This window comes from Streptomyces sp. NPDC006997 (genome assembly GCF_040635175.1).
Classification (GTDB): Bacteria; Actinomycetota; Actinomycetes; order Streptomycetales; family Streptomycetaceae; genus Streptomyces.
Window position 1 is genome coordinate 39006 of record NZ_JBEYHH010000026.1, and the last position, 20225, is coordinate 59230.

Below are 20225 nucleotides of genomic sequence, written 5' to 3' on the forward strand. Positions count from 1 at the left end.
GCCCTACTCCGCGGCCCGCAGGTCCAGGCCGATGTCCAGGATCGGCGAGGAGTGGGTGAGGGCGCCCACGGCGAGGTAGTCCACGCCGGTCTCGGCGTACGCCCTCGCGTTGGCCAGGGTGAGGCGGCCGGACGCCTCCAGGGCGGCGCGGCCGTCGACGAGCGCGACCGCCTCCTCGCACTCGCCGGGAGTGAAGTTGTCCAGCAGGATCAGGTCGGCGCCCGCGTCGGCCACCTCGCGGAGCTGGTGCAGGGTGTCGACCTCCACCTCGACGGGAACGTCCGGGAAGGCCTCCCGTACCGCCTTGAACGCCTGGGCGACGCCGCCCGCGGCGACCACGTGGTTGTCCTTGACCAGGGCCGCGTCCGAGAGGGACATGCGGTGGTTGACGCCGCCGCCGCAGCGGACCGCGAACTTCTCCAGGGAGCGCAGGCCCGGCGTCGTCTTGCGGGTGTCGCGGACCTTGGCCTTGGTGCCGTCCAGGGCGTCCGCCCACGCGCGCGTGGCGGTCGCGATGCCGGAGAGGCGGCACAGGATGTTGAGCGCGCTGCGCTCGGCGGTCAGCAGGTCGCGGGTGCGGGTGGTGACCGAGAGGAGCTTCTGGCCCTCGGTCACGCGGTCGCCGTCGTCGACGTGGCGTTCCACCTCGAACTCGTCCGTGCAGACGATGGAGATCACCGCCTCGGCGACCCTCAGGCCCGCCACCACGCCCGCCTCACGCGCGACGAAGTCGGCGGTGGCCACGGCCTCGTCGGGGATGGTCGCGACCGTCGTGACGTCCACGCCGCCCGCCAGGTCCTCCTGGAGGGCCACGTTGGCGATGTCCTCGACCTCGACGGGGTCGAGTCCCGCGTCGGCCAGGAGCTGGGCGAGGGAGGGGTCGAGGCCGGTGTCCAGGTAGGACTCGTCGGCGCCGCAGGCGCAGCCGTCGCCGCAGCCGCCGCTCTGGGCGAGAGGAAGGTCGGGGGTGGTCACTGCTGTCACTGCTCCTGAAGCCGGTGGTGCGGGAGGGTAGGGGGGAAGTCTGCGGTGTCGGTGGTGTGCACGGCCAGCGTGCGGTCGGGATTCAGCCGTACGACGATGTGGCGGCGCCAGGTGTCGTCGTCGCGGTCGGCGTGGTCCTCCCGCCAGTGGCAGCCGCGGGTCTCCTCGCGCCGCTCGGCGGCGGCCACCAGCACGCGGGCCACGCACAGCAGGTTGGTGCTCTCCCAGGTGTCGACGCCCGGCTCGGCCGTCTTGCCGTTCTCGGCGAGCGCGTCCCTGGCCTCGGTGTGCAGGTGCTGGAGCTGTTCGGCGGCGCCGGCGAGGGAGGCGGCGGAGCGCAGGACGCCCGCACCCCGCGTCATGATCCGCTGGATGGTGAAGCGGGCCTCGGGGGCGAGGAGCGGGTGGGCGGGGTGCTGCGGCTGGGGTACCGGCTGCGGCACGCGCGCGTGGAGGGCGTTCCCGCGCTGGGCCACCGCGATGTCGTGGGCGATGCGCTCGGCGTAGACGAGGCCTTCGAGGAGGCTGTTGGAGGCGAGGCGGTTGGCGCCGTGGACACCGGTGCAGGCGACCTCGCCGCACGCGTACAGGCCCGGGACGGTCGTACGGCCGTGCGGGTCGGTGCGGACGCCGCCGGAGGCGTAGTGGGCGGCCGGGGCGACCGGGATGGGCTCGGTGACCGGGTCGATGCCGTGGGCGCGGCAGGCGGCGAGGATCGTGGGGAAGCGGTGCTCCCACATGTCGGCGCCGAAGTGCCGCGCGTCGAGGTACATGTGCTCGGCGTCCTGCTCCCGCATCCGGCGCGTGATGCCCTTGGCGACGATGTCGCGCGGCGCGAGTTCGGCCAGCTCGTGCTGGCCGACCATGAAGCGCACGCCGTCGGCGTCGACCAGGTGGGCGCCCTCGCCGCGTACCGCCTCGGAGACCAGGGGCTGCTGGCCCTCGGCGTCGGGGCCGAGGAAGAGCACGGTGGGGTGGAACTGGACGAACTCGAGGTCGCTGACCTCCGCTCCGGCGCGCAGCGCCAGGGCCACGCCGTCGCCCGTGGAGACGGACGGGTTGGTGGTCGCGGAGAAGACCTGGCCCATGCCGCCGGTCGCCAGCACCACGGCGGGGGCGTGCACGGCGCCCACGCCGTCGTGCTGGCCCTCGCCCATGACGTGCAGGGTCACGCCCGCGGTGCGGCCGTCGGCGTCGGTGAGCAGGTCGAGGACGAGCGCGTTCTCGATGGTGCGCAGGGCACGCGCGCGTATCGCCTCCACGAGGGCGCGGGAGATCTCCGCGCCGGTGGCGTCACCGCCCGCGTGGGCGATGCGGCGGCGGTGGTGGCCGCCCTCGCGGGTGAGTTCGAGGGCGCCCTCGGCGGACTCGTCGAAGTGCGCGCCGGTCTCTATCAGACGGCGGACGGCGCCGGGGCCCTCGGTGACGAGGATGCGGACCGCCTGCACGTCGCACAGCCCGGCGCCCGCCACCAGGGTGTCGTCGAGGTGCTGTTCGGGGGTGTCGCCCTCGCCGAGGGCCGCGGCGATGCCGCCCTGCGCCCAGCGGGTGGAGCCGTCGTCGAGGCGGGCCTTGGTGACGACGACCGTCCGCAGCCCGGCCGCCTCGCAGCGCAGGGCGGCGGTCAGGCCCGCGACGCCGGAGCCGACGACCACGACGTCGGCGCTGATGGACCAGCCCGGGGCGGGGGCGTGCAGTCGTATCCCTGTGCTGGTCACAAGGCGGCTCCGAAGGTGAGGGGGATGTTGTCGATCAGCCGGGTCGTGCCGACCCGGGCGGCGACGGCGAGGACGGCCTCGCCGGTGAAGTCGTCGCCGATCTCGGTGAAGTCGGACGGGTCGACCAGGGCGAGGTAGTCCAGGGCGAGCGGCGGGTCGAGGCGGGCGGCGTCGTCGAGGACCAGGCGGGCCGCCGCGCGGACGGCCGCCGGGCCGCCGGGAACGGCCTTGGCGACGGCGTGCGCGTCGGCCGCCGCGCGGGACTCCCCTATCGCGCTGAGCGCCTCGGCACGCGCGCGCGTGGAGGGCACCTCGCGGGCCCGCGCCCGCAGCGCCTCCAGCGCCGCGTGCCGGTCCAGGCCCGCGAACAGGGCTCGGGACAGGGCGAGGGCGGTACGGCGCTCCTGGGGCGACAGATAGCGGTTTCTGCTGGACAGCGCCAGGCCGTCGTCCTCGCGGACGGTGGGTACGGCGACGATCTCCACGCCGAAGTTCAGGTCCCGCACCATGCGGCGGATCAGCGCGAGCTGCTGGGCGTCCTTCTGGCCGTACAGGGCGAGGTCGGGACGGGTGAGGTGGAGCAGTTTGGCGACGACGGTGAGCATCCCGTCGAAGTGGCCGGGGCGGGAGGCGCCCTCCAGGCGTTCGCCCATGGGGCCCGCGCTGATCCGCACCTGGGGTTCGCCGCCGGGGTAGACCTCGTCGGCGGACGGCGCGAAGACCACGTCGGCGCCCGCCTGCTCGGCCAGCTTGAGGTCGGCCTCCAGGGTGCGCGGGTAGCGGTCGAGGTCCTCGCCCGCGCCGAACTGGAGGGGGTTCACGAAGACGGTGACGACGACCTCGCCGTCCGGTCCGGCGATCTCGCGGGCGGTGCGGACCAGGGTGGCGTGGCCCTCGTGCAGGGCGCCCATGGTCATGACGACGGCGCGGCGTCCGCCACGCGCGCGTGCTCGCAGTTCCGCGGCGGTGTGCAGCAGGGCGGTGGTCATCCGGCGTCCCCTTCGGTGCCGTGGGCGAGTACCCCGAGGAGGTCCTCGGCGAGTTCCGGCTTGAGCAGGCCGTACGCCAAGGCGCGGTCGGCGGTGGCCCGGGCCATCGCCAGGTACCCGGCGACGGCGGCTGGGGCGTGCGCGCGCAACTCGGCGACGTGCGCGGCGACGGTGCCCGCGTCGCCCCGCGCGACCGGGCCGGTGAGGGCGGCGTCGCCGGAGCGCAGGGCGTTGTCGAGGGCGGCGCCGAGCAGCGGGCCGAGCATCCGGTCGGGGGCGGTGACGCCCGCCGCGCGCAGCAGCTCCATGGACTGGGCGACCAGGGTGACCAGGTGGTTGGCGCCGAGCGCGAGGGCCGTGTGGTAGAGCGGGCGGCTCTCCTCGGCGATCCACTCGGGTTCGCCGCCCATCTCGATGACGAGCGCCTCGGCCGCGAGCCGGAGTTCGTCGGGGGCGGTGACGCCGAACGGGCATCCGGCGAGCCGCTGCACGTCGACGGGCGTGCCGGTGAAGGTCATCGCCGGGTGCAAGGCCAGCGGCAGCGCGCCGACGCGCAGGGCGGGGTCCAGCACCTTCGCGCCGTACCGTCCGGAGGTGTGGACGAGCAGTTGGCCCGGGCGTACCGCCCCGGTGCTCGCGAGGCCCTCCACGAGGCTCGGCAGGGCGTCGTCCGGGACGGTGAGCAGGACCAGCTCGGAGCGCTCAAGCACCTCGGCCGGGGTGACCACGGGGACGTCGGGCAGCAGCTGCGCGGCCCGCTTCCTGGAGGCGTCGGACACCGCGGAGACGGCGACCGGGCGGTGACCGGCGAGCTGGAGTGACGCGGCGAGTGCGGGGCCCACGCGACCGGCGCCGACCACGCCGACGGTGAGCCGCGCGGGGCGGTCCTTGGGGTCTGGTTGTTGGACTGTACTCACGCGACGGCGGCCTTCCCGTTCCAGTCCGCTCTGGGTACCGGACGATTTCTCGTCATGTTAACGCGATTGGTTGGAGCGGCGAGGTCAGCGGGTTGCGTCCGCTTCCGCTCACCAGCGAGGCACGGCTGCCGACCGCCGCCGAGGTGCGGGACTTCGAGGAGCCCTTCGGGACGCTGATGCTGGAGCTGCCGCTGGTGGCCCCCGGCTATCTGCTGCCGTCCTGGGAGGAACTCACGGAGATCGTGGCGGCGGCCCGGGAGCGGGACGCGGTGGTGCACTTCGACGGCGCCCGGCTGTGGGAGGCCACCGTCCACTTCGGCCGCCCGCTGGACGAGATAGCGGGCCTCGCGGACAGCGTGTACGTCTCGTTCTACAAGTCACTCAACGGCTTCTCCGGGGCCGCGCTGGCCGGACCGGCGACGCTCGTCGCGGAGGCCAGGGTCTGGCGGCACCGGTACGGCGGCCAGCTGTTCCAGCAGTTCCCCGCCGCGCTGGCGGCGCTGGTCGGCCTGGAGCGGGAGCTGCCCCGGCTGCCGGAGTACGTACGGCACGCGCGCGTGGTGGCCGCCGCGCTGCGCGAGGGGTTCGCGGCGGCCGGGCTGCCGTGGGCGCGCGTGGCGCCCGGGGAACCCGCCACCCACGACTTCCAGGTCTGGTTGCCGTACGACCCCGACGTGGTCGCCGAGGCCGCGGTCCGCGCCGCCGAGGCCACCGGCGTGCTCCTCTTCGCCGGTCCCTGGGACCCGAGGGGGCCGGGCATCGCCTACACGGAGGTGCACGTGCGGGCCGCGGGCCTGGAGTGGACGGCGGAGGACGTGCGGGCGGCGGTGGCGGAGTTCGCCGCGCGGCTGCGGGAGGTGGTGGCGGAGGAGGGGGACGGGGGCCGCCTGTAGGCGGGCTGTGGTCGCTCCGCGGCCGGTGTCCGGCTCTCAGGGGCGGGGCCCACGCGCTCCAGCGGTCCCGTACGGCCGTACGCCAGCCCCGCCGTCCGCGCGGGGCCCCCGTACGGCCGTGCGGCCAGCCCCGCCGTCGTCCGCCTGTCAGTCGAAGCGGATGTGCCGGAGCCCCACGGCCGCCTGCCGCAGCCTGGTCCGCAGCGCGCCCTCGTTGTTCGGCTTCAGGGTGAGACCGGCCAGGACGGCGATGCGGTCGGCCGTCTTCGGCACGGTCGTGTCGTCGGTCCACAGGTGCTCGGCGAACTCCGGCTCGCGCAGCCGCTCCAGGCAGTGGTCGAGCCGCCGCACCGCCCAGCTCTCCTCGTGCGGACCGGGCCTGCGGCCGGTGACGCGCTGGAGAAGGTCACCGACACGGCGTTCCCGGAGCCGCCTGACGACGGTCTCGCGCTGGGCGAGGAGCGTGAAGTGGCGCACGTCGTGGCCGAGGTCGCCGAGGCGTCCGACGGTCTCCGCGAAGTGGCCGGGGTCGGTGACCGTCATCGGCGCGATCACCACGCCGTCGTGCTTGCTCAGCACGAGGTCGAGGACCTCCACCACCCCTTGCCGCCAGGCCGCCAGGTCCTGGAAGTCACCGCGCAGTTCGGGCGGCACCATGCGGTTGAGGCCGAACCCGGCGTACTCCGGGTCGCAGATGACGCTGCCGGGCAGACGGCGGCGTATCTCGTGTGCGGTCTGTGTCTTGCCGCCCCCGAAGGGGCCGTTGATCCACAGGAGCATGGGCGGAGCCTACCGACGGCGGCGGTGCCCGCGCGGGAAAGTCCCGTCAGCCGTGCCCGCCCGCGCGGACGAGGCCCGTCTCATACGCGAGGACGACGACCTGGACCCGGTCGCGCAGCCCCAGCTTGGTGAGGATGCGGCCCACGTGGGTCTTGACGGTCGCCTCCGACAACACCAGGTGGGCCGCGATCTCACCGTTGGACAGTCCCTGCGCGACCAGCACCATGACCTCGCGCTCCCGTTCGGTGAGCCGTTCCAGCGCCGCGTGCTGGGGCTGGCCGCCGGGGCTGGGCAGCATCGGCGCGAACCGGTCGAGCAGGCGCCGGGTCGTCGACGGCGCGACGACGGCGTCTCCGCTGTGCACGGAGCGGATCGCCGCGAGGAGTTCGCCGGGCGGCACGTCCTTGAGCATGAAGCCGGAGGCGCCCGCCTTCAGCGCGGAGAAGGCGTACTCGTCGAGGTCGAAGGTGGTCAGGATCAGCACCTTCGGCGGGTTGGCGTCCGCGCAGATGCGGCGGGTGGCCTCGACGCCGTCCAGCTTGGGCATACGGACGTCCATCAGGACCACGTCGACGGGTGTCGCGCGCAGCACCTGGAGGGCCTCGACGCCGTCGCCCGCCTCCGCCACGACGTCCATGTCCGGCTGGGCGGCGAGCACCATCCGGAAACCGGTGCGCAGCAGCACCTGGTCGTCGACGAGCATCACGCGGATCGTCATCAAGGCCTCTTCTTCCTGATGTTCCTGGTGTTCCGGATGTTCTGGGCGTTCCGTGCGGAGTAGTGGGAGTGACAGGTGTCAACGGGGCACGCGCGTCAGCGTCAGTGTGCCGCTTTGAGGGGCAGCAGGGCACTGATCCGGAAACCCCCGCCGGGCCGCGGCCCGGCGTCGAGCGTGCCGCCGACCATGCCGACCCGCTCCCGCATACCGATCAGGCCGTGCCCGCGACCGTCCGCGCCGCCCTCCTCGTACAGCTCGTGGGGGGCGCCCTTGCCGTCGTCCTCGACGAGCAGTCCGAGGCCGTCGTCGAAGTAGACCAGGCGGACGCTGGCGCCCGCGTTGGGCCCACCGTGCTTGCGGGTGTTGGTGAGCGCCTCCTGCACGATGCGGTACGCGGTCAGCTCGACGCCGCTGGGCAGCGGGCGCGGGGTGCCCTCTATCTTGAAGTCGACGGGCAGGCCCGAGCCGCGGCACTGCTCGACGAGGTCCTCGATCTGCTCGACGTCGGGCTGGGGGACGTACTCGCCGCCCTCCTGGTGTTCGCCGGTGCGCAGCACGCCCAGCAGGCGGCGCATCTCGGCGAGGGCCTGGCGGCCGGTGGAGGAGATCGTCTCCAGGGCCTTCTTGGCCTGGTCGGGGGCGGCGTCGAGGACGTAGGCGGCGCCGTCGGCCTGCACCACCATCACGGACACGTTGTGCGCGACGACGTCGTGCAGCTCGCGCGCGATCCGGGCGCGCTCGGCGGCGACCGCGACCTTCGACTGCGCCTCGCGCTCCCGCTCCAGGCGGGCGGCGCGCTCCTCCAGCTGCGCGAAGTACGCGCGCCGGGTGCGTATCGAGTCGCCGAGCACCCACGCGAGCGCGAACGGCACCGTCTGGAGGATCGCCAGCGCCAGGTTGGCCAGCGGGCTCGCGTCGGCCTGCGGCCAGCGCAGCTGCGCCAGCGGGGCCGCGCACATCCCGCCGATCAGCGCGAACCGTGAGGCCCACCGGGCGCCGTTCGCGGCGACGGTGTAGACGATCACGAGCAGGGCGAAGTCGGCGGGCAGCGTCGCCACGTCCAGCACCAGCTGGACGACACCGATGACGGCGCCGAGCAGCAGCATCCGCTCCGGCATCCGTCGGCGCAGCGCGATGACCAGGCACAGCAGCAGCGTGACCGGCACCATCAGGGCCATGCTCCCGGTGCCGGGCTCCTCGTGGTTGACCGCTCCGCCCACGACCGACATCCCGAACAGGACGAGAGCCCAGAAGCCGTCGACCCAGGTCGGGTGTCTGCGGAGGAAGTCGTAAAGGCGCTGCACGTAACCCAGCGTAAAGAAGCGGGAAGCGTGCAGGAGTCAACCGGAGGGCCGATCCGCACTCGCCCCGTGTACTCCGCAAGGTGGAGGCTCCGCTCCGCTGCGCGTTCCCCGTGCGCTTAGCCTTGCCGCGTGACGGACGACGTGACAGACGGCGTGGCGGGCGGTACGGCGGGGGCGGGGCGCGGCTGGCGGGCGGCGGCGCGGGACGCGCTGTACGGGCCCGGGGGGTTCTACCGCAGGCCCGAGGGCCCCGGCGGGCACTTCCGCACGTCGGTGCACGCCTCGGAGCTGTTCGCGCGGGCGGTGGCGGAGCTGCTGTGCCGGGTCGACGAGGTGCTGGGCGCGCCGGACGTACTGGACTTCGTCGACATGGCGGCGGGCCGCGGCGAGCTGGCGGGCGGGGTGCTCGCCGTCCTGCCCGAGGAGGTGGCGGCCCGCACGCGCGTGCGGGCCGTCGAGGTGGCCGACCGTCCGGCGGGACTCGACCCGCGGATCGAGTGGCTGGCCGAGCCCCCGCGCGAGGTCACGGGGCTGCTCTTCGCCAACGAGTGGCTGGACAACGTACCCGTGGACGTCGCGGAGGTGGACGCCGCGGGTGTGCCACGGCTGGTCCTGGTGGACGGCGCCGGGGCGGAGCGGCTCGGGGAGCCGGTGTCGGGCGCCGCGGAGCGCTGGCTGGCGCGGTGGTGGCCGCTGGGCGGGGAGCCGGGGCTGCGGGCGGAGATCGGGGCGCCCAGGGACGAGGCGTGGGAGGACGTCGTCGGCGGTGTGGAGCGCGGGCTGGCCGTCGCGGTGGACTACTGGCACACGGCGGACGCCCGGCCGCCCTTCGGCACGCTGACGGGCTTCCGGGAGGGCCGCGAGACGGCACCGGTGCCGGACGGGTCCTGCGACATCACCGCGCATGTCGCGCTGGACGCGTGCGCGCTGCCCGGCGGGCGCGTGCTCCCCCAGCGGACGGCGCTGCGCTCCCTGGGCGTCACCGGCGCGCGCCCCCCGCTCACGCTGGCCTCCACCCACCCGGTGGCCTATGTGCGCGCCCTCGCGAGCGCCGGGGAGGCCGCCGAGCTGACCGCGGCGGGCGGGCTCGGCGACTTCGGCTGGCTGCTCCAGCCGGTGGGCGTGGAGCTGGACGACGTACTCCCGGCCGACTGACGGCGTACGGCGGGCTGGCCAAGGTCCCTCCGGGGGCCGAGGTCCCTCCGAGGGGGCCGCGAGGTCCCTGCGGGGTGGGGCGCGTCCTACTTGTCGATGTCCCCGACCACGAAGAACAGCGAACCCAGGATCGCCACCATGTCCGAGACCAGCGTCCCCGGCAGCAACTCCGTCAGCGCCTGGATGTTGTTGAAGGAGGCCGACCGCAGCTTCAGCCGGTACGGCGTCTTGTCGCCCTTGCTGACCAGGTAGTAGCCGTTGATGCCGAGCGGGTTCTCGGTCCACGCGTAGGTGTGCCCCTCGGGCGCCTTCAGCACCTTGGGGAGCCGCTGGTTGACCGGTCCGGGCGGCAGCTCGGCGAGCCGGTCGAGGCAGGCGTCGGCGAGGTCGAGGGAGTTGTGCGTCTGCTCCAGCAGGCACTCGAAGCGGGCGAGGCAGTCGCCCTCCCGCCGGGTGACCACACGCAGGGTGTCCTGGAGTTCCGGGTAGGCGAGGTACGGCTCGTCGCGGCGCAGGTCGAAGTCGACGCCGGAGGCGCGCGCGATGGGCCCGCTCACGCCGTACGCGTGCGCGGTCTCGGGGGCGAGGACGCCCACGCCCCGGGTGCGCCCCCGGAAGATCTCGTTGCCGAGCACCAGGTCGTCGAAGACGTCCATCCGCGAGCGCACGGCGGCGACGGCGGCACGCGCGCGTGTGGTCCACCCCGCCGGGAGGTCCTCCTTGAGGCCGCCTACGCGGTTGAACATGTAGTGCATCCGCCCGCCGGAGACCTCCTCCATCACGTTCTGGAGGATCTCGCGCTCGCGGAACGCGTAGAACATCGGCGTGATCCCGCCCAGCTCCAGGGGGTACGAGCCCAGGAACATCAGGTGGTTCAGCATCCGGTTCAGCTCCGCCAGGAGCGTGCGGGTCCACACCGCGCGCGTGGGCACCTCCATGCCGAGCATCCGCTCCACGGCGATGACCACGCCGAGTTCGTTGGAGAACGCAGACAGCCAGTCGTGGCGGTTGGCGAGCATGATGATCTGCCGGTAGTCGCGGGCCTCGAAGAGCTTCTCCGCGCCGCGGTGCATGTAGCCGATCACCGGCTCCGCGTGCGTGATGCGCTCGCCGTCCAGCAGCAGCCGCAGCCGGAGCACGCCGTGTGTCGACGGGTGCTGCGGTCCGATGTTGAGCACCATGTCGGTGCTCTCCGCGGCGCCGCCGATCCCGACCATGGTCTCCGTCGTAGGAGTCATGGACACAGTCTCCCCTACGTACGCTTGCGTCATGGAGACGGGGAGCCCGGACAGCGGCGGGAACGGCGGCCTGGCGGCGCGGGCCGAGCCTGAGGGGACCGGGCCGGAGCACGCCCGGTCGGAGTGGATCGGGCTGCCGCGGGGGCTGTTGCGGATGCGGCGGCTGTTGCTGCTGGTGTGGCTGGGCCTGCTGACCCTGGCCGCCGCGCTGCTGCCGGGCCTGCTGGCGGGCCCGGCGTGGGCCCTGGTCGCGCTGCTGCCGCTGGCGCTGACGGCCTGGGGCTGGGTCATGCTCGGCCGCAACTGGCGCTCCTGGCGGTACGCCGAGCGCGCCGACGACCTGCTGATCACCCGGGGCGTGCTGTGGCGGGCGACGACGGTGGTGCCGTACGGGCGGATGCAGCTGGTGGAGGTCACCTCCGGTCCCGTCGAACGGCACTTCGGGCTGGCCAGCGTGCAGCTGCACACGGCCGCCGCCGCGACCGACGCGACCATCCCGGGGCTCGACCCGGACGAGGCGGAACGGCTCCGGGACCGGCTCACCGAGCTGGGCGAGGCCCGATCGGCGGGGCTGTGACCACGCCGACGACGGAGCACCGGGCCCGCGAGGTGACCGAGCGGCGGCTGCACCCCGTGACACCGCTCAGACGCGCCTGGGCGCCCGTCGCGGTGCTCATCGGGTGGGCCCTGCACGACCCCGACCAAGCGCAGCGCCAGCTGACCCGGCTGACGACGACCACCCTGCTGATCGCGCTCGCGGTGCTGCTCCCGGCCGCCGCCCTCTACGGCTTCCTCACCTGGTGGTTCACCCACTTCGCGGTCACCGACACCGAACTGCGCATCCGTACGGGCCTGCTGTTCCGGCGCACCGCGCACATCCGCATCGAGCGGATCCAGGCCGTCGACGTCACCCGGCCGCTGCTCGCGCGGGTCGCCGGCGTCGCCAAGCTCAAGCTCGACGTCGTCGGCACGGCCAAGAAGGACGAACTCGCCTTCCTGGGCGAGCGGGAGGCCCGCGCCCTGCGCGCCGAACTGCTCGCGCGTGCGGCCGGTTTCGCGCCCGAGACCGCGCACCAGGTCGGCGAGGCACCGGTCGAGCGACTGCTGCGGGTGCCCCCGCGCGTGCTCGCCGTCTCCCTGGTGCTGACCGGCGCCACCTGGGCGACGCTGGTCGCCGCCGTCGTCGTACCCCCGCTGCTGTGGCTGGCCACCGGCAGCGTGTGGACGGTCCTCGCGACGGGTCTGCCGCTGCTGGGCGCGGCGGGCGCGAGCAGTGTGGGGCGGTTCGTCGCCGAGTACGACTGGACGGTGGGCGACTCGCCGGACGGGCTGCGCATCGACCGGGGGCTGCTCGACCGGGTGCACGAGACGGTGCCGCCGGGGCGGGTGCAGGCGGTGCGGATCGTGGAGCCGCTGCTGTGGCGGCGATGGGGGTCCCCCCGCTCGCACGGAGCCGGAAGCGGGGGAGGCTGGGTGCGCGTGGAGCTGGACGTGGCCGGGTCGTCCAACTCGCTCCTCGTGCCGGTCGCTCCGCGCGAGGTCGCCGAGGCCGTCGTCGCGCGGGTGCTGCCCGGGGTGACCGTGCCGTGGTCGTCGCTGTCCCGGCCGCCGCGGCGCGCGGGCCGGTGCGTGCCGCTGTGGTGGCGGGGGTACGGCTTCGACGCGACCGACGCCGTGTTCGCCGCCCGGCACGGGCTGCTGCGCCGCAGTCTCGCGCTCGTCCCGCACGCGAAGGTGCAGAGCGTGCGCCTCACCCAAGGCCCCTGGCAGCGCCTGTGGGGCCTTGCTGACGTGCATGTGGACACGGGGGCCAACGGGACCGTCACAGCGCGTCTGCGGGACGCCCAGGAGGCCGCGGAGGCCCTCCGCCGCCAGGCCGAGCGGTCCCGCACCGGACGCCGGGACGCCCGGCCGGACCGCTGGATGGCCTGAAAGGGTTCCCGGAGCGGCCTCGGTGAGCGCCGGGTCAGGAGGCGGCGCTGCGCAGGCCGTGGAGGTTGATCTGCTCGGTCTCGTCGTGCTCGGTCAGGTCGATGACCTGCCCGGCGGCGGCGCGGGCGTTCTCGTCCGCGGCCTTGAACCCGGCCTCGGCCTCCGCCTTGTGCAGGTCCAGGGCCTCCTGGCCGACGACGTCGGCGAGGTCCTCGTTCTGCACGGCGGACTCCAGCGCGTCGGCCCCGGACCTCTTCGTGCCGAAGAAGTCGAAGCCGCCCTCGCTCGTGGGACGGCGCACGGGCGCGCTCGCCGGTACGACGGCCACGGCGGTCGGCACGGTGAAGTGCGCGCCGGGCTGCCGCACGGGCGGGGCGGGGCGGACCTCCTTCGCGCTGTCACCGGCGGCGGGTTCGGCGGGCGCGGCCGTGGCGCTCGGCTCGGCCGGGGCGGGGGTGGCGGCGACCGCGCGCTGGTGCCCGTCGGTCGCCTCGGGCTTCCCCTGGCCTTCTTCGGCCTCCTGGGCCTCGGCCTGGTCCGCCGCGGCGGGCCGCTGTGCTCCCCCGGCGCCCGTGGGCGTGCTCGCCTCCGGTGCGGAGGAAGCGTCCTTGCGCGCGGGGGTGTCGCCGTTCCGCGCGGGTGCGTCGCCCGTACGAGCGGGTGCGTCGCCGTTCGGCGCGGACGTGTCGTCCTTCGGCGCGGGCGTGTCGCCGCTCGGCCCGGGCGTGTCGTCCTTCGGCGCGGGCGCGGCGCCGTCGAACCGCGCGAGTGCCGCGCCGGCCCGCTGGAACAGCCGCGAGCCCTCCGGTGAGAACAGTCCCGACGCCGCAGGCGGCTCCGCAGCGGGCTCCGCCTCCTCGGCCACCGGCGCGGGCGGCAGCGCGGGGGCGGGGACGGCGGCCTCTATCTCCAGCAGACGACGGCCTTCCAGGGCGCTCGCGCGCTCCGACTCCGCGGTGGCGTACCGCCGCAGCAGGGCCGCGTGTTCATTGCGCAGCCCCTGCAACTCGGCCCGCTTGGAGCGCAGTCGGTGCTCCAGTTTGACGCGCAGTTCGCGTGATTCGTCGAGGTCGGTCTCCAGTTCGGCGATCCGTTCCTCGAAACGCCACTCGTCACTCGCCCGCGCGCGCGTCAGGTCGGCCACCTGTTTACCGGCCTGGGTATCCCAGCGGCGCATGACGACCGCGCCGGTCACCGCCGTCAGCGCGGCGGCGGCGGCCAGTCCGCGGAGCGGGGACGGGTCGGTGAACACCCAGGGACCAAGGGCGCAGACAAGGGAGACGCCTGCGATCGCCGAGGGAGGCAGCAGCCTGTGCAAAGGCGGGGAATGGCGGTGACGTCCTCGTGGCATGGCCAGAAACTTACCGCGCGTAGGCGAATCGTGGTGGCCGGGGCCGTAAAAACAAAGCCATCACGACGACTTCGAACGATCCGTGAATTTCACAGGTGATCAATCAAGATCATTCCTCTTGGTCCTCCGGTCCTCTTTGATCATGCCGCTGGTGATCGGCGGCCCCCTCGGGCCTACGCTGAATGTATGAGCAAGCAGAGCGGACGCGGACATGTCGCGGGCCTTCCGGAGTGGGACCGCTGCGCGGTGATGGGGGTCGTGAACGTCACCCCCGACTCCTTCTCCGACGGCGGCCGGTGGTTCGACACGACCGCCGCGATCAAGCACGGCCTCGACCTGGTCTCCGAGGGCGCCGACCTGGTCGACGTCGGCGGCGAGTCCACCCGCCCCGGCGCCACCCGGGTCGACGAGGCCGAGGAGCTGCGCCGGGTCGTGCCCGTCGTCCGCGGGCTCGCCGCCGAGGGCGTGGTCGTCTCCGTCGACACGATGCGCGCCACCGTCGCCCGGCAGGCCCTCACGGCCGGTGCCGCCCTGGTCAACGACGTCAGCGGCGGCCTCGCCGACCCCGCGATGATCCCGGTCGTCGCCGAGGCGGGCGCCCCCTTCGTGGTCATGCACTGGCGGGGCTTCCTGAGCGGCGGCACCATCAAGGGCGTCTACGACGACGTCGTCACCGAAGTCGTCGACGAACTGCACGCGCGCGTGGAGGCCGTCCTCGCGGGCGGCATCGCCCCCGACCGCGTCGTCGTCGACCCCGGCCTCGGCTTCTCCAAGGGCGCCGACCACGACCTCGCCCTCCTCGCCGCCCTGGACCGGCTGCGCGCCCTGGGCCACCCACTGCTCGTCGCCGCCTCCCGCAAGCGCTTCCTCGGCCGCGTCCTGGCCGGGCCCGAGGGCGCCCCGCCCCCCGCGCGCGAGCGCGACGCCGCCACCGCCGCCGTCTCCGCGCTCGCGGCGCACGCCGGGGCGTGGGCGGTCCGCGTGCACGAGGTGCGCGCGACGGCGGACGCGGTACGGGTCGCACGCGCCATCGAAGGAGCACGCGCCGCTGAAGGGAAGCCCACCGTCGAAGAGACGCGCGCCCCGCAGCCCGGCACCGGGGCGGCCCGGTGAGCGCCCCGCACACCGATGTCGAGCAGGTCGAACAGGCCAACACCGCCTTCTACGAGGCACTGGAACGCGGCGACTTCGAAGAGGTGTCCGCACTCTGGCTCGCCCCCGCCGACCTGGGCGTCGACGAGACCTACCACGACCCGGCGGACACCGGCGTGATCTCCTGCGTGCACCCGGGCTGGCCGGTACTGACCGGCCGCGGCGAGGTCCTGCGGTCGTACGCGCTGATCATGGCGAACACCGACTACATCCAGTTCTTCCTCACCGACGTGCACGTCTCCGTCACCGGCGACACCGCCGTGGTGACCTGCACGGAGAACATCCTCAGCGGCGGCCCCGCCCCCGAGGGCGGCGACGAGCTGGGGCCGCTCGTGGGCCAGCTCGTGGTCGCCACCAACGTGTTCCGGCGCACGCCCGAGGGCTGGAAGCTCTGGTCGCACCACGCCTCCCCCGTCCTGGCCGAGAACGACGACTCCGAGGACGACGACACACCCTCGTGAATGGGTAGGCGGACCACAGGGGCCAGGGGCGTGGTTGAAACACGGCCCCCCGGGTATGGGCGGCTACCAGCCCGTGAGCCGCCGGGTTCCCCGGGGGAAACACCGAGTGAACCCTGTCGACCCCGGCCCGGCCCGCGCCCCCGTGGCCCGGCGCTGTCAGTGCCCGCAGGTAGATTCGTTCACGGCTGGTGTACCGACCGCACCCGGTACCGACCGGCCACACCCGACGATTGCAGGAGTGATTCGCGTGGATCGTGTCGCGCTGCGCGGCCTGAAGGCCCGCGGGCACCACGGTGTGTTCCCCCGGGAGCGCGAGGAGGGCCAGATCTTCATCGTGGACCTCGTCCTGGGCCTGGACACCCGACCGGCCGCGGCCGACGACGACCTGGCGAAGACCGTGCACTACGGCATCGTGGCCGAGGAGGTCGTGGCCGTCGTCGAGGGCGAGCCCGTCAACCTCATCGAGACGCTCGCCGAGCGCATCGCCCGGACCTGTCTGAAGCACCAAGGAGTCGAGGAGGTCGAGGTCCGCGTCCACAAACCGGACGCGCCGATCACGGTGCCCTTCGACGACGTGACCGTCACGATCACCCGGAGCCGAGTATGACCGCGTTCTTCACCGGGGGGCAGAGCGACCCGACCGTCCAGCCGGTGCCCGCGTCCGTCGTCGAGAAGGTGGACGCCGCCGACACCACCCTGCACAACCCCCAGCGCGCTGTGGTCTCCCTCGGCTCCAACCTCGGCAACCGCCTGGAGAACCTGCAGGGAGCGGTCGACGCCCTGGAGGACACCCCGGGCCTGCGCATCAAGGCGGTCTCCCCCGTCTACGAGACCGAGCCGTGGGGAGTCGAGCCGGGCAGCCAGCCCTCGTACTTCAACGCGGTCGTCGTCCTGAAGACCACGCTCCCCCCGTCGTCCCTGCTGGAGCGGGCGCACGCGGTCGAGGAGGCCTTCCACCGGGTCCGCGACGAGCACTGGGGGCCGCGCACCCTGGACGTCGACATCGTCGCGTACGCCGACGTCGTCTCCGACGACCCGCAGCTCACCCTGCCCCACCCGCGCGCCCACGAACGCGCCTTCGTCCTCGCCCCCTGGCACGACGTCGACCCCGACGCCCGGCTGCCCGGCCGCGGTCCCGTCGCCGACCTGCTCGGCACGGTCACCCGGGACGGCGTCGCCCCGCGGGCGGACCTGGAACTCCGGCTGCCCGAGTAGTCGTTAAGGTCGACACGACCACCGTCCGGGCCACCGGACACCAGGGAGCCGAAGGGACACCGTGAGAGAGCTGCGCATCAGGACGCTGGCCGGAGTGTTCATCGTGGCCGGAATCCTGTCCTGGGCGGGCGCCCGCCTGTGGAACTCGGTCGGGACCCTGCCCAGCGTCCCCCTGGCCGCCCCCATCGTCCTCGCCCTGATCGCCGCGGTCCTGCTCTCCACGGCGCTCTCGCTGCGCGCCCGCCTCAAGGCGCAGCGCGAGCGGCGCCCCGACGCCAAGGGCGTCGACCCGATGATGGCGGCCCGCGCGGTGGTCTTCGGCCAGGCCAGCGCCCTGGTCGCCGCCCTCGTCGCCGGCATGTACGGCGGCACGGGCGTCTTCCTGCTGGAGTACCTTGACGTCCCCGCCCACCGCGACCAGGCCATCTACGCGGGCACCTCGGTCGTCGCGGGCATCGCCGTCATAGCGGCCGCCCTGTTCCTGGAGCGCGTCTGCAGACTCCCCGAGGACGACGACCAGAACGGCCCCTCAGCGGCCCCGGCGGCCTGACCGGAAACCGCCGCCGTGCGCTGCCGCCGGATCAGCGCGCCATGATCAGGCTCATCGCCTCGTTGCGCGTCGCCGCGTCCCGCAGCTGACCGCGCACCGCCGAGGTGATGGTCATCGCGCCCGGCTTGCGGATCCCCCGCATCGACATGCACATGTGCTCGCACTCCACGACCACGATCACCCCGCGCGGCTCCAGGATCTCCATCAGGGAGTCCGCGATCTGCGTGGTGAGTCGTTCCTGCACCTGCGGCCGACGGGCGTAGACGTCGACCAGCCGGGCCAGCTTCGACAATCCGGTGATCTTGCCGCTGGTGGCCGGGATGTAGCCGACGTGCGCGACGCCCCGGAACGGGACCAGGTGGTGCTCGCAGGTCGAGTACACCTCGATGTCCTTCACCAGCACCATCTCGTCGTGGCCGATGTCGAACGTCGTCGTCAGCACGTCCTCCGGCTTCTGCCACAGCCCCGCGAATATCTCCTTGTAGGCCCGCGCCACCCGCCCCGGAGTCTCCTTCAGGCCCTCGCGGTCCGGGTCCTCGCCGACCGCGAGCAGGAGTTCGCGTACGGCGTTCTCGGCGCGCTTCTCGTCGAACTCGCCGATGTCGCCCTCGCCGTCCAGCGTCACGGGGTCGGTCATGTGGTGCCTCGTTCCTGAGCCTGTCGTGCGTGGGGACCACGCGTCCGAACTGCGGGTATACGAAATGCCGCGCCCCCCAAGGCTAGAACCTCGGGGGGCGCGGCATCCATTCCCGCCAGGTGAGGTACTCCTCACCCGGCCGGGAAGGGGTGTCAGCTGTCGGAGCGGTCCTCGGGGGCCGGTTCGGCCACCGGGGCGGGCTCCGTGGCGGTGCTCTTCGCGGTGCTGATCGCCGCCGTCGCGCCGTTGGCGCCGTTGGTCAGTGCCAGCTCCTTGGGGGAGAGCACCGGCGGACGGGTGGACGGCGTGCGCCGGGAGGAACCGGTCCACGCGGGCCGCGGCGGGCGCTTGACGATCGGGGCGAAGATCTCGGCGATCTCCTCCTTGCCCAGGGTCTCCCGCTCCAGGAGGGCCAGGACGAGGTTGTCGAGGACGTCGCGGTTCTCGACCAGGATCTCCCACGCCTCGTTGTGCGCGGTCTCGATGAGCTTCTTGACCTCTTCGTCGACCAGCGCGGCGATCTCCTCGGAGTAGTCGCGCTGGTGGGCCATCTCACGCCCGAGGAACGGCTCGCTGTTGTCGCCGCCGAACTTGATGGCGCCGAGCCGCTCGGTCATGCCGTACTGCGTGACCATCGCACGGGCCAGGCTGGTGGCCTTCTCGATGTCGTTCGCCGCGCCCGTCGTCGGGTCGTGGAAGACCAGCTCCTCGGCCGCGCGGCCACCCAGCATGTAGGCGAGCTGGTCGAGCATCTCGTTGCGCGTGGTCGAGTACTTGTCCTCGTCCGGCAGGACCATGGTGTAGCCGAGGGCACGGCCACGGGACAGGATCGTGATCTTGTGGACCGGGTCGGAGTTCGGTGAGGCCGCCGCGACCAGGGCGTGTCCGCCCTCGTGGTACGCGGTGATCTTCTTCTCCTTGTCCGACATGATCCGGGTCCGCTTCTGCGGACCGGCCACGACGCGGTCGATCGCCTCGTCGAGCATCTTGTTGTCGACGAGCTTCTGGTCGCTGCGGGCCGTCAGCAGCGCGGCCTCGTTCAGCACGTTCGCCAGGTCGGCGCCGGTCATGCCGGGCGTCCGGCGGGCGACGGCCGCGAGGTCGACGTCCTGGGCGACCGGCTTGCCCTTCTGGTGGACCTTGAGGATCTCCAGGCGGCCCTGCATGTCCGGACGGTCGACGGCGATCTGCCGGTCGAAGCGGCCGGGACGCAGCAGCGCCGGGTCGAGGATGTCGGGCCGGTTCGTCGCGGCGATGAGGATCACACCGCCCTTGACGTCGAAGCCGTCCATCTCGACGAGGAGCTGGTTCAGGGTCTGCTCGCGCTCGTCGTGACCGCCGCCGAGCCCGGCGCCGCGGTGTCGGCCGACCGCGTCGATCTCGTCGACGAAGACGATCGCCGGGGCGTTCGCCTTGGCCTGCTCGAACAGGTCGCGGACGCGGGAGGCGCCCACACCGACGAACATCTCGACGAAGTCGGAACCGGAGATCGAGTAGAAGGGGACGCCCGCCTCGCCCGCCACGGCACGCGCGAGCAGCGTCTTGCCGGTGCCCGGAGGGCCGTACAGCAGGACGCCCTTGGGGATCTTGGCGCCGACGGCCTGGAACTTCGCCGGCTCCTGGAGGAACTCCTTGATCTCGTGGAGCTCCTCGACGGCCTCGTCCGACCCGGCGACGTCCGCGAAGGTCGTCTTCGGGGTGTCCTTGGTGATGAGCTTGGCCTTCGACTTCCCGAAGTTCATCACCCGGGAGCCGCCGCCCTGCATCTGGTTCATCAGGAACAGGAAGACGACCACGATGAGGACGAAGGGGAGCAGCGAGAGCAGCACGCCGACGAACGGGTTCTGCTTGGACGGCGAGACCGTGTAGCCGTCCGGAATCTGCTTGTCCTGGAACTTGGCTTGCAGCGTGCTGGCGAGGGTCACGCCCTGGTCGCCGATGTAGCTCGCCTGGATCTTCGAGCTGTCCTCGATCTTTACGCCGTCCTTGAGCTGGACCTTGATGGTCTGCTCGTCGCCGGTGGTCAGCTTGGCCGATTCGACCTTGTTGTCATTGATCGCCTGGACGACCTGGCCGGTGTCCACCGTCTTGTAGCCGCCGGACGAGCCGACGACCTGCATCAACACGACCACGGCAAGGACGGCCAGCACGATCCACATGACCGGCCCACGGAAGTATCGCTTCACGTCCATCCATACGGAGCGGTGCCGCCCCGTCCCTCCTGCCATAGT

General features: G+C 73.2%; 19 protein-coding genes and 1 pseudogene. 9 read left to right on the plus strand and 11 right to left on the minus strand.

All coding sequences use genetic code 11. The features are described from left to right. Positions 1-3: 3 nt before the first annotated feature. Genes nadC through ABZ659_RS24695 form a run of 4 tightly spaced genes read right to left on the minus strand, consistent with a single transcriptional unit; the run spans position 4 to position 4608 of the window. Complete coding sequence (nadC, locus tag ABZ659_RS24680; RefSeq protein ID WP_360224032.1) at positions 4-975, minus strand: carboxylating nicotinate-nucleotide diphosphorylase; 972 nt, start codon at positions 973-975, stop codon at positions 4-6. 5 nt (positions 976-980) lie between these two features. Continuing rightward, entirely contained in the window at positions 981-2702 is a 1722-nt protein-coding gene (locus tag ABZ659_RS24685) for an L-aspartate oxidase (RefSeq protein ID WP_360223927.1), read from the minus strand. Then, positions 2699-3691 (minus strand): pantoate--beta-alanine ligase, encoded by a 993-nt coding sequence (panC, locus tag ABZ659_RS24690; RefSeq protein ID WP_360223929.1) that lies wholly within the window; start codon positions 3689-3691, stop codon positions 2699-2701. The genes ABZ659_RS24685 and panC overlap by 4 nt, the downstream gene beginning before the upstream one ends. Then, entirely contained in the window at positions 3688-4608 is a 921-nt protein-coding gene (locus tag ABZ659_RS24695) for a DUF2520 domain-containing protein (RefSeq protein WP_360223931.1), read from the minus strand. The genes panC and ABZ659_RS24695 overlap by 4 nt, the downstream gene beginning before the upstream one ends. 80 nt (positions 4609-4688) lie before the next feature. On the opposite strand from ABZ659_RS24695, the pseudogene ABZ659_RS24700 reads away from it, so the two are divergent. After that, positions 4689-5501, plus strand: a pseudogene (locus ABZ659_RS24700) (beta-eliminating lyase-related protein); the annotation flags it as partial. Positions 5502-5648: 147 nt separating this feature from the next. Here ABZ659_RS24700 and ABZ659_RS24705 read toward each other — a convergent pair. From ABZ659_RS24705 to ABZ659_RS24715, 3 genes are all read right to left on the minus strand, one after another. Continuing rightward, on the minus strand, positions 5649-6281 hold the full coding sequence (locus ABZ659_RS24705) for an AAA family ATPase (protein ID WP_360223933.1): 633 nt from the start codon (positions 6279-6281) through the stop codon (positions 5649-5651). Positions 6282-6327: 46 nt separating this feature from the next. After that, a complete protein-coding gene (locus ABZ659_RS24710) occupies positions 6328-6999 on the minus strand; it encodes a response regulator transcription factor (RefSeq protein WP_360223935.1) in 672 nt (223 codons plus the stop codon). A gap of 101 nt (positions 7000-7100) precedes the next feature. Next, positions 7101-8303 (minus strand): sensor histidine kinase, encoded by a 1203-nt coding sequence (locus tag ABZ659_RS24715; RefSeq protein ID WP_360223937.1) that lies wholly within the window; start codon positions 8301-8303, stop codon positions 7101-7103. 129 nt (positions 8304-8432) lie between these two features. Between ABZ659_RS24715 and ABZ659_RS24720 the strand changes: the two genes are divergently transcribed. Beyond that, positions 8433-9458, plus strand: a complete 1026-nt coding sequence (locus ABZ659_RS24720) for an SAM-dependent methyltransferase (protein WP_360223939.1) — start codon at positions 8433-8435, stop codon at positions 9456-9458. 86 nt (positions 9459-9544) lie between these two features. Here the strand turns inward: ABZ659_RS24720 and ABZ659_RS24725 are convergent, their stop codons facing one another. Beyond that, positions 9545-10696, minus strand: coding sequence for an NADH-quinone oxidoreductase subunit D (locus tag ABZ659_RS24725; protein ID WP_360223941.1), 1152 nt, complete (start codon positions 10694-10696; stop codon positions 9545-9547). 31 nt (positions 10697-10727) lie between these two features. Here ABZ659_RS24725 and ABZ659_RS24730 point away from each other — a divergent pair, with 31 nt between their 5' ends. Next, positions 10728-11273, plus strand: coding sequence for a PH domain-containing protein (locus ABZ659_RS24730; protein ID WP_360223943.1), 546 nt, complete (start codon positions 10728-10730; stop codon positions 11271-11273). Beyond that, positions 11270-12628, plus strand: coding sequence for a PH domain-containing protein (locus ABZ659_RS24735; RefSeq protein ID WP_360223945.1), 1359 nt, complete (start codon positions 11270-11272; stop codon positions 12626-12628). The genes ABZ659_RS24730 and ABZ659_RS24735 overlap by 4 nt, the downstream gene beginning before the upstream one ends. A gap of 34 nt (positions 12629-12662) precedes the next feature. Here the strand turns inward: ABZ659_RS24735 and ABZ659_RS24740 are convergent, their stop codons facing one another. After that, positions 12663-13979, minus strand: coding sequence for a hypothetical protein (locus tag ABZ659_RS24740; RefSeq protein WP_360223947.1), 1317 nt, complete (start codon positions 13977-13979; stop codon positions 12663-12665). A gap of 186 nt (positions 13980-14165) precedes the next feature. On the opposite strand from ABZ659_RS24740, the gene folP reads away from it, so the two are divergent. From folP to ABZ659_RS24765, 5 genes are all read left to right on the plus strand, one after another. Then, positions 14166-15092, plus strand: coding sequence for a dihydropteroate synthase (gene folP, locus ABZ659_RS24745; protein ID WP_360223949.1), 927 nt, complete (start codon positions 14166-14168; stop codon positions 15090-15092). After that, positions 15089-15592, plus strand: a complete 504-nt coding sequence (locus tag ABZ659_RS24750) for a nuclear transport factor 2 family protein (RefSeq protein ID WP_360223951.1) — start codon at positions 15089-15091, stop codon at positions 15590-15592. The genes folP and ABZ659_RS24750 overlap by 4 nt, the downstream gene beginning before the upstream one ends. Positions 15593-15839: 247 nt before the next feature. Then, complete coding sequence (folB, locus tag ABZ659_RS24755; RefSeq protein WP_360223953.1) at positions 15840-16199, plus strand: dihydroneopterin aldolase; 360 nt, start codon at positions 15840-15842, stop codon at positions 16197-16199. Continuing rightward, the gene (gene folK, locus ABZ659_RS24760) at positions 16196-16807 is read left to right on the plus strand and encodes a 2-amino-4-hydroxy-6-hydroxymethyldihydropteridine diphosphokinase (RefSeq protein ID WP_360223955.1); all 612 of its coding nucleotides are present in this window, start codon (positions 16196-16198) and stop codon (positions 16805-16807) included. The genes folB and folK overlap by 4 nt, the downstream gene beginning before the upstream one ends. A 61-nt stretch (positions 16808-16868) precedes the next feature. Further along, entirely contained in the window at positions 16869-17357 is a 489-nt protein-coding gene (locus ABZ659_RS24765; protein ID WP_360223957.1) for a DUF3180 domain-containing protein, read from the plus strand. A gap of 31 nt (positions 17358-17388) precedes the next feature. Here ABZ659_RS24765 and folE read toward each other — a convergent pair whose 3' ends face one another. Together folE and ftsH are read right to left on the minus strand one after the other, a co-directional pair. Beyond that, positions 17389-17994 (minus strand): GTP cyclohydrolase I FolE, encoded by a 606-nt coding sequence (gene folE / locus ABZ659_RS24770; RefSeq protein WP_360223959.1) that lies wholly within the window; start codon positions 17992-17994, stop codon positions 17389-17391. Positions 17995-18146: 152 nt separating this feature from the next. Next, positions 18147-20186 (minus strand): ATP-dependent zinc metalloprotease FtsH, encoded by a 2040-nt coding sequence (gene ftsH, locus ABZ659_RS24775; RefSeq protein ID WP_360223961.1) that lies wholly within the window; start codon positions 20184-20186, stop codon positions 18147-18149. Positions 20187-20225 lie beyond the last annotated feature (39 nt).

Coding starts and splice junctions, on each gene's coding strand:
- panC (WP_360223929.1), bottom strand. CDS start 3,691: ATGACCACCGCCCTGCTGCACACCGCCGCGGAACTGCGAGCACGCGCG.
- ABZ659_RS24705 (WP_360223933.1), bottom strand. CDS start 6,281: ATGCTCCTGTGGATCAACGGCCCCTTCGGGGGCGGCAAGACACAGACC.
- ABZ659_RS24710 (WP_360223935.1), bottom strand. CDS start 6,999: ATGACGATCCGCGTGATGCTCGTCGACGACCAGGTGCTGCTGCGCACC.
- ABZ659_RS24725 (WP_360223941.1), bottom strand. CDS start 10,696: ATGACTCCTACGACGGAGACCATGGTCGGGATCGGCGGCGCCGCGGAG.
- ABZ659_RS24730 (WP_360223943.1), top strand. CDS start 10,728: ATGGAGACGGGGAGCCCGGACAGCGGCGGGAACGGCGGCCTGGCGGCG.
- ABZ659_RS24740 (WP_360223947.1), bottom strand. CDS start 13,979: ATGCCACGAGGACGTCACCGCCATTCCCCGCCTTTGCACAGGCTGCTG.
- folP (WP_360223949.1), top strand. CDS start 14,166: ATGAGCAAGCAGAGCGGACGCGGACATGTCGCGGGCCTTCCGGAGTGG.
- folK (WP_360223955.1), top strand. CDS start 16,196: ATGACCGCGTTCTTCACCGGGGGGCAGAGCGACCCGACCGTCCAGCCG.
- folE (WP_360223959.1), bottom strand. CDS start 17,994: ATGACCGACCCCGTGACGCTGGACGGCGAGGGCGACATCGGCGAGTTC.
- ftsH (WP_360223961.1), bottom strand. CDS start 20,186: ATGGACGTGAAGCGATACTTCCGTGGGCCGGTCATGTGGATCGTGCTG.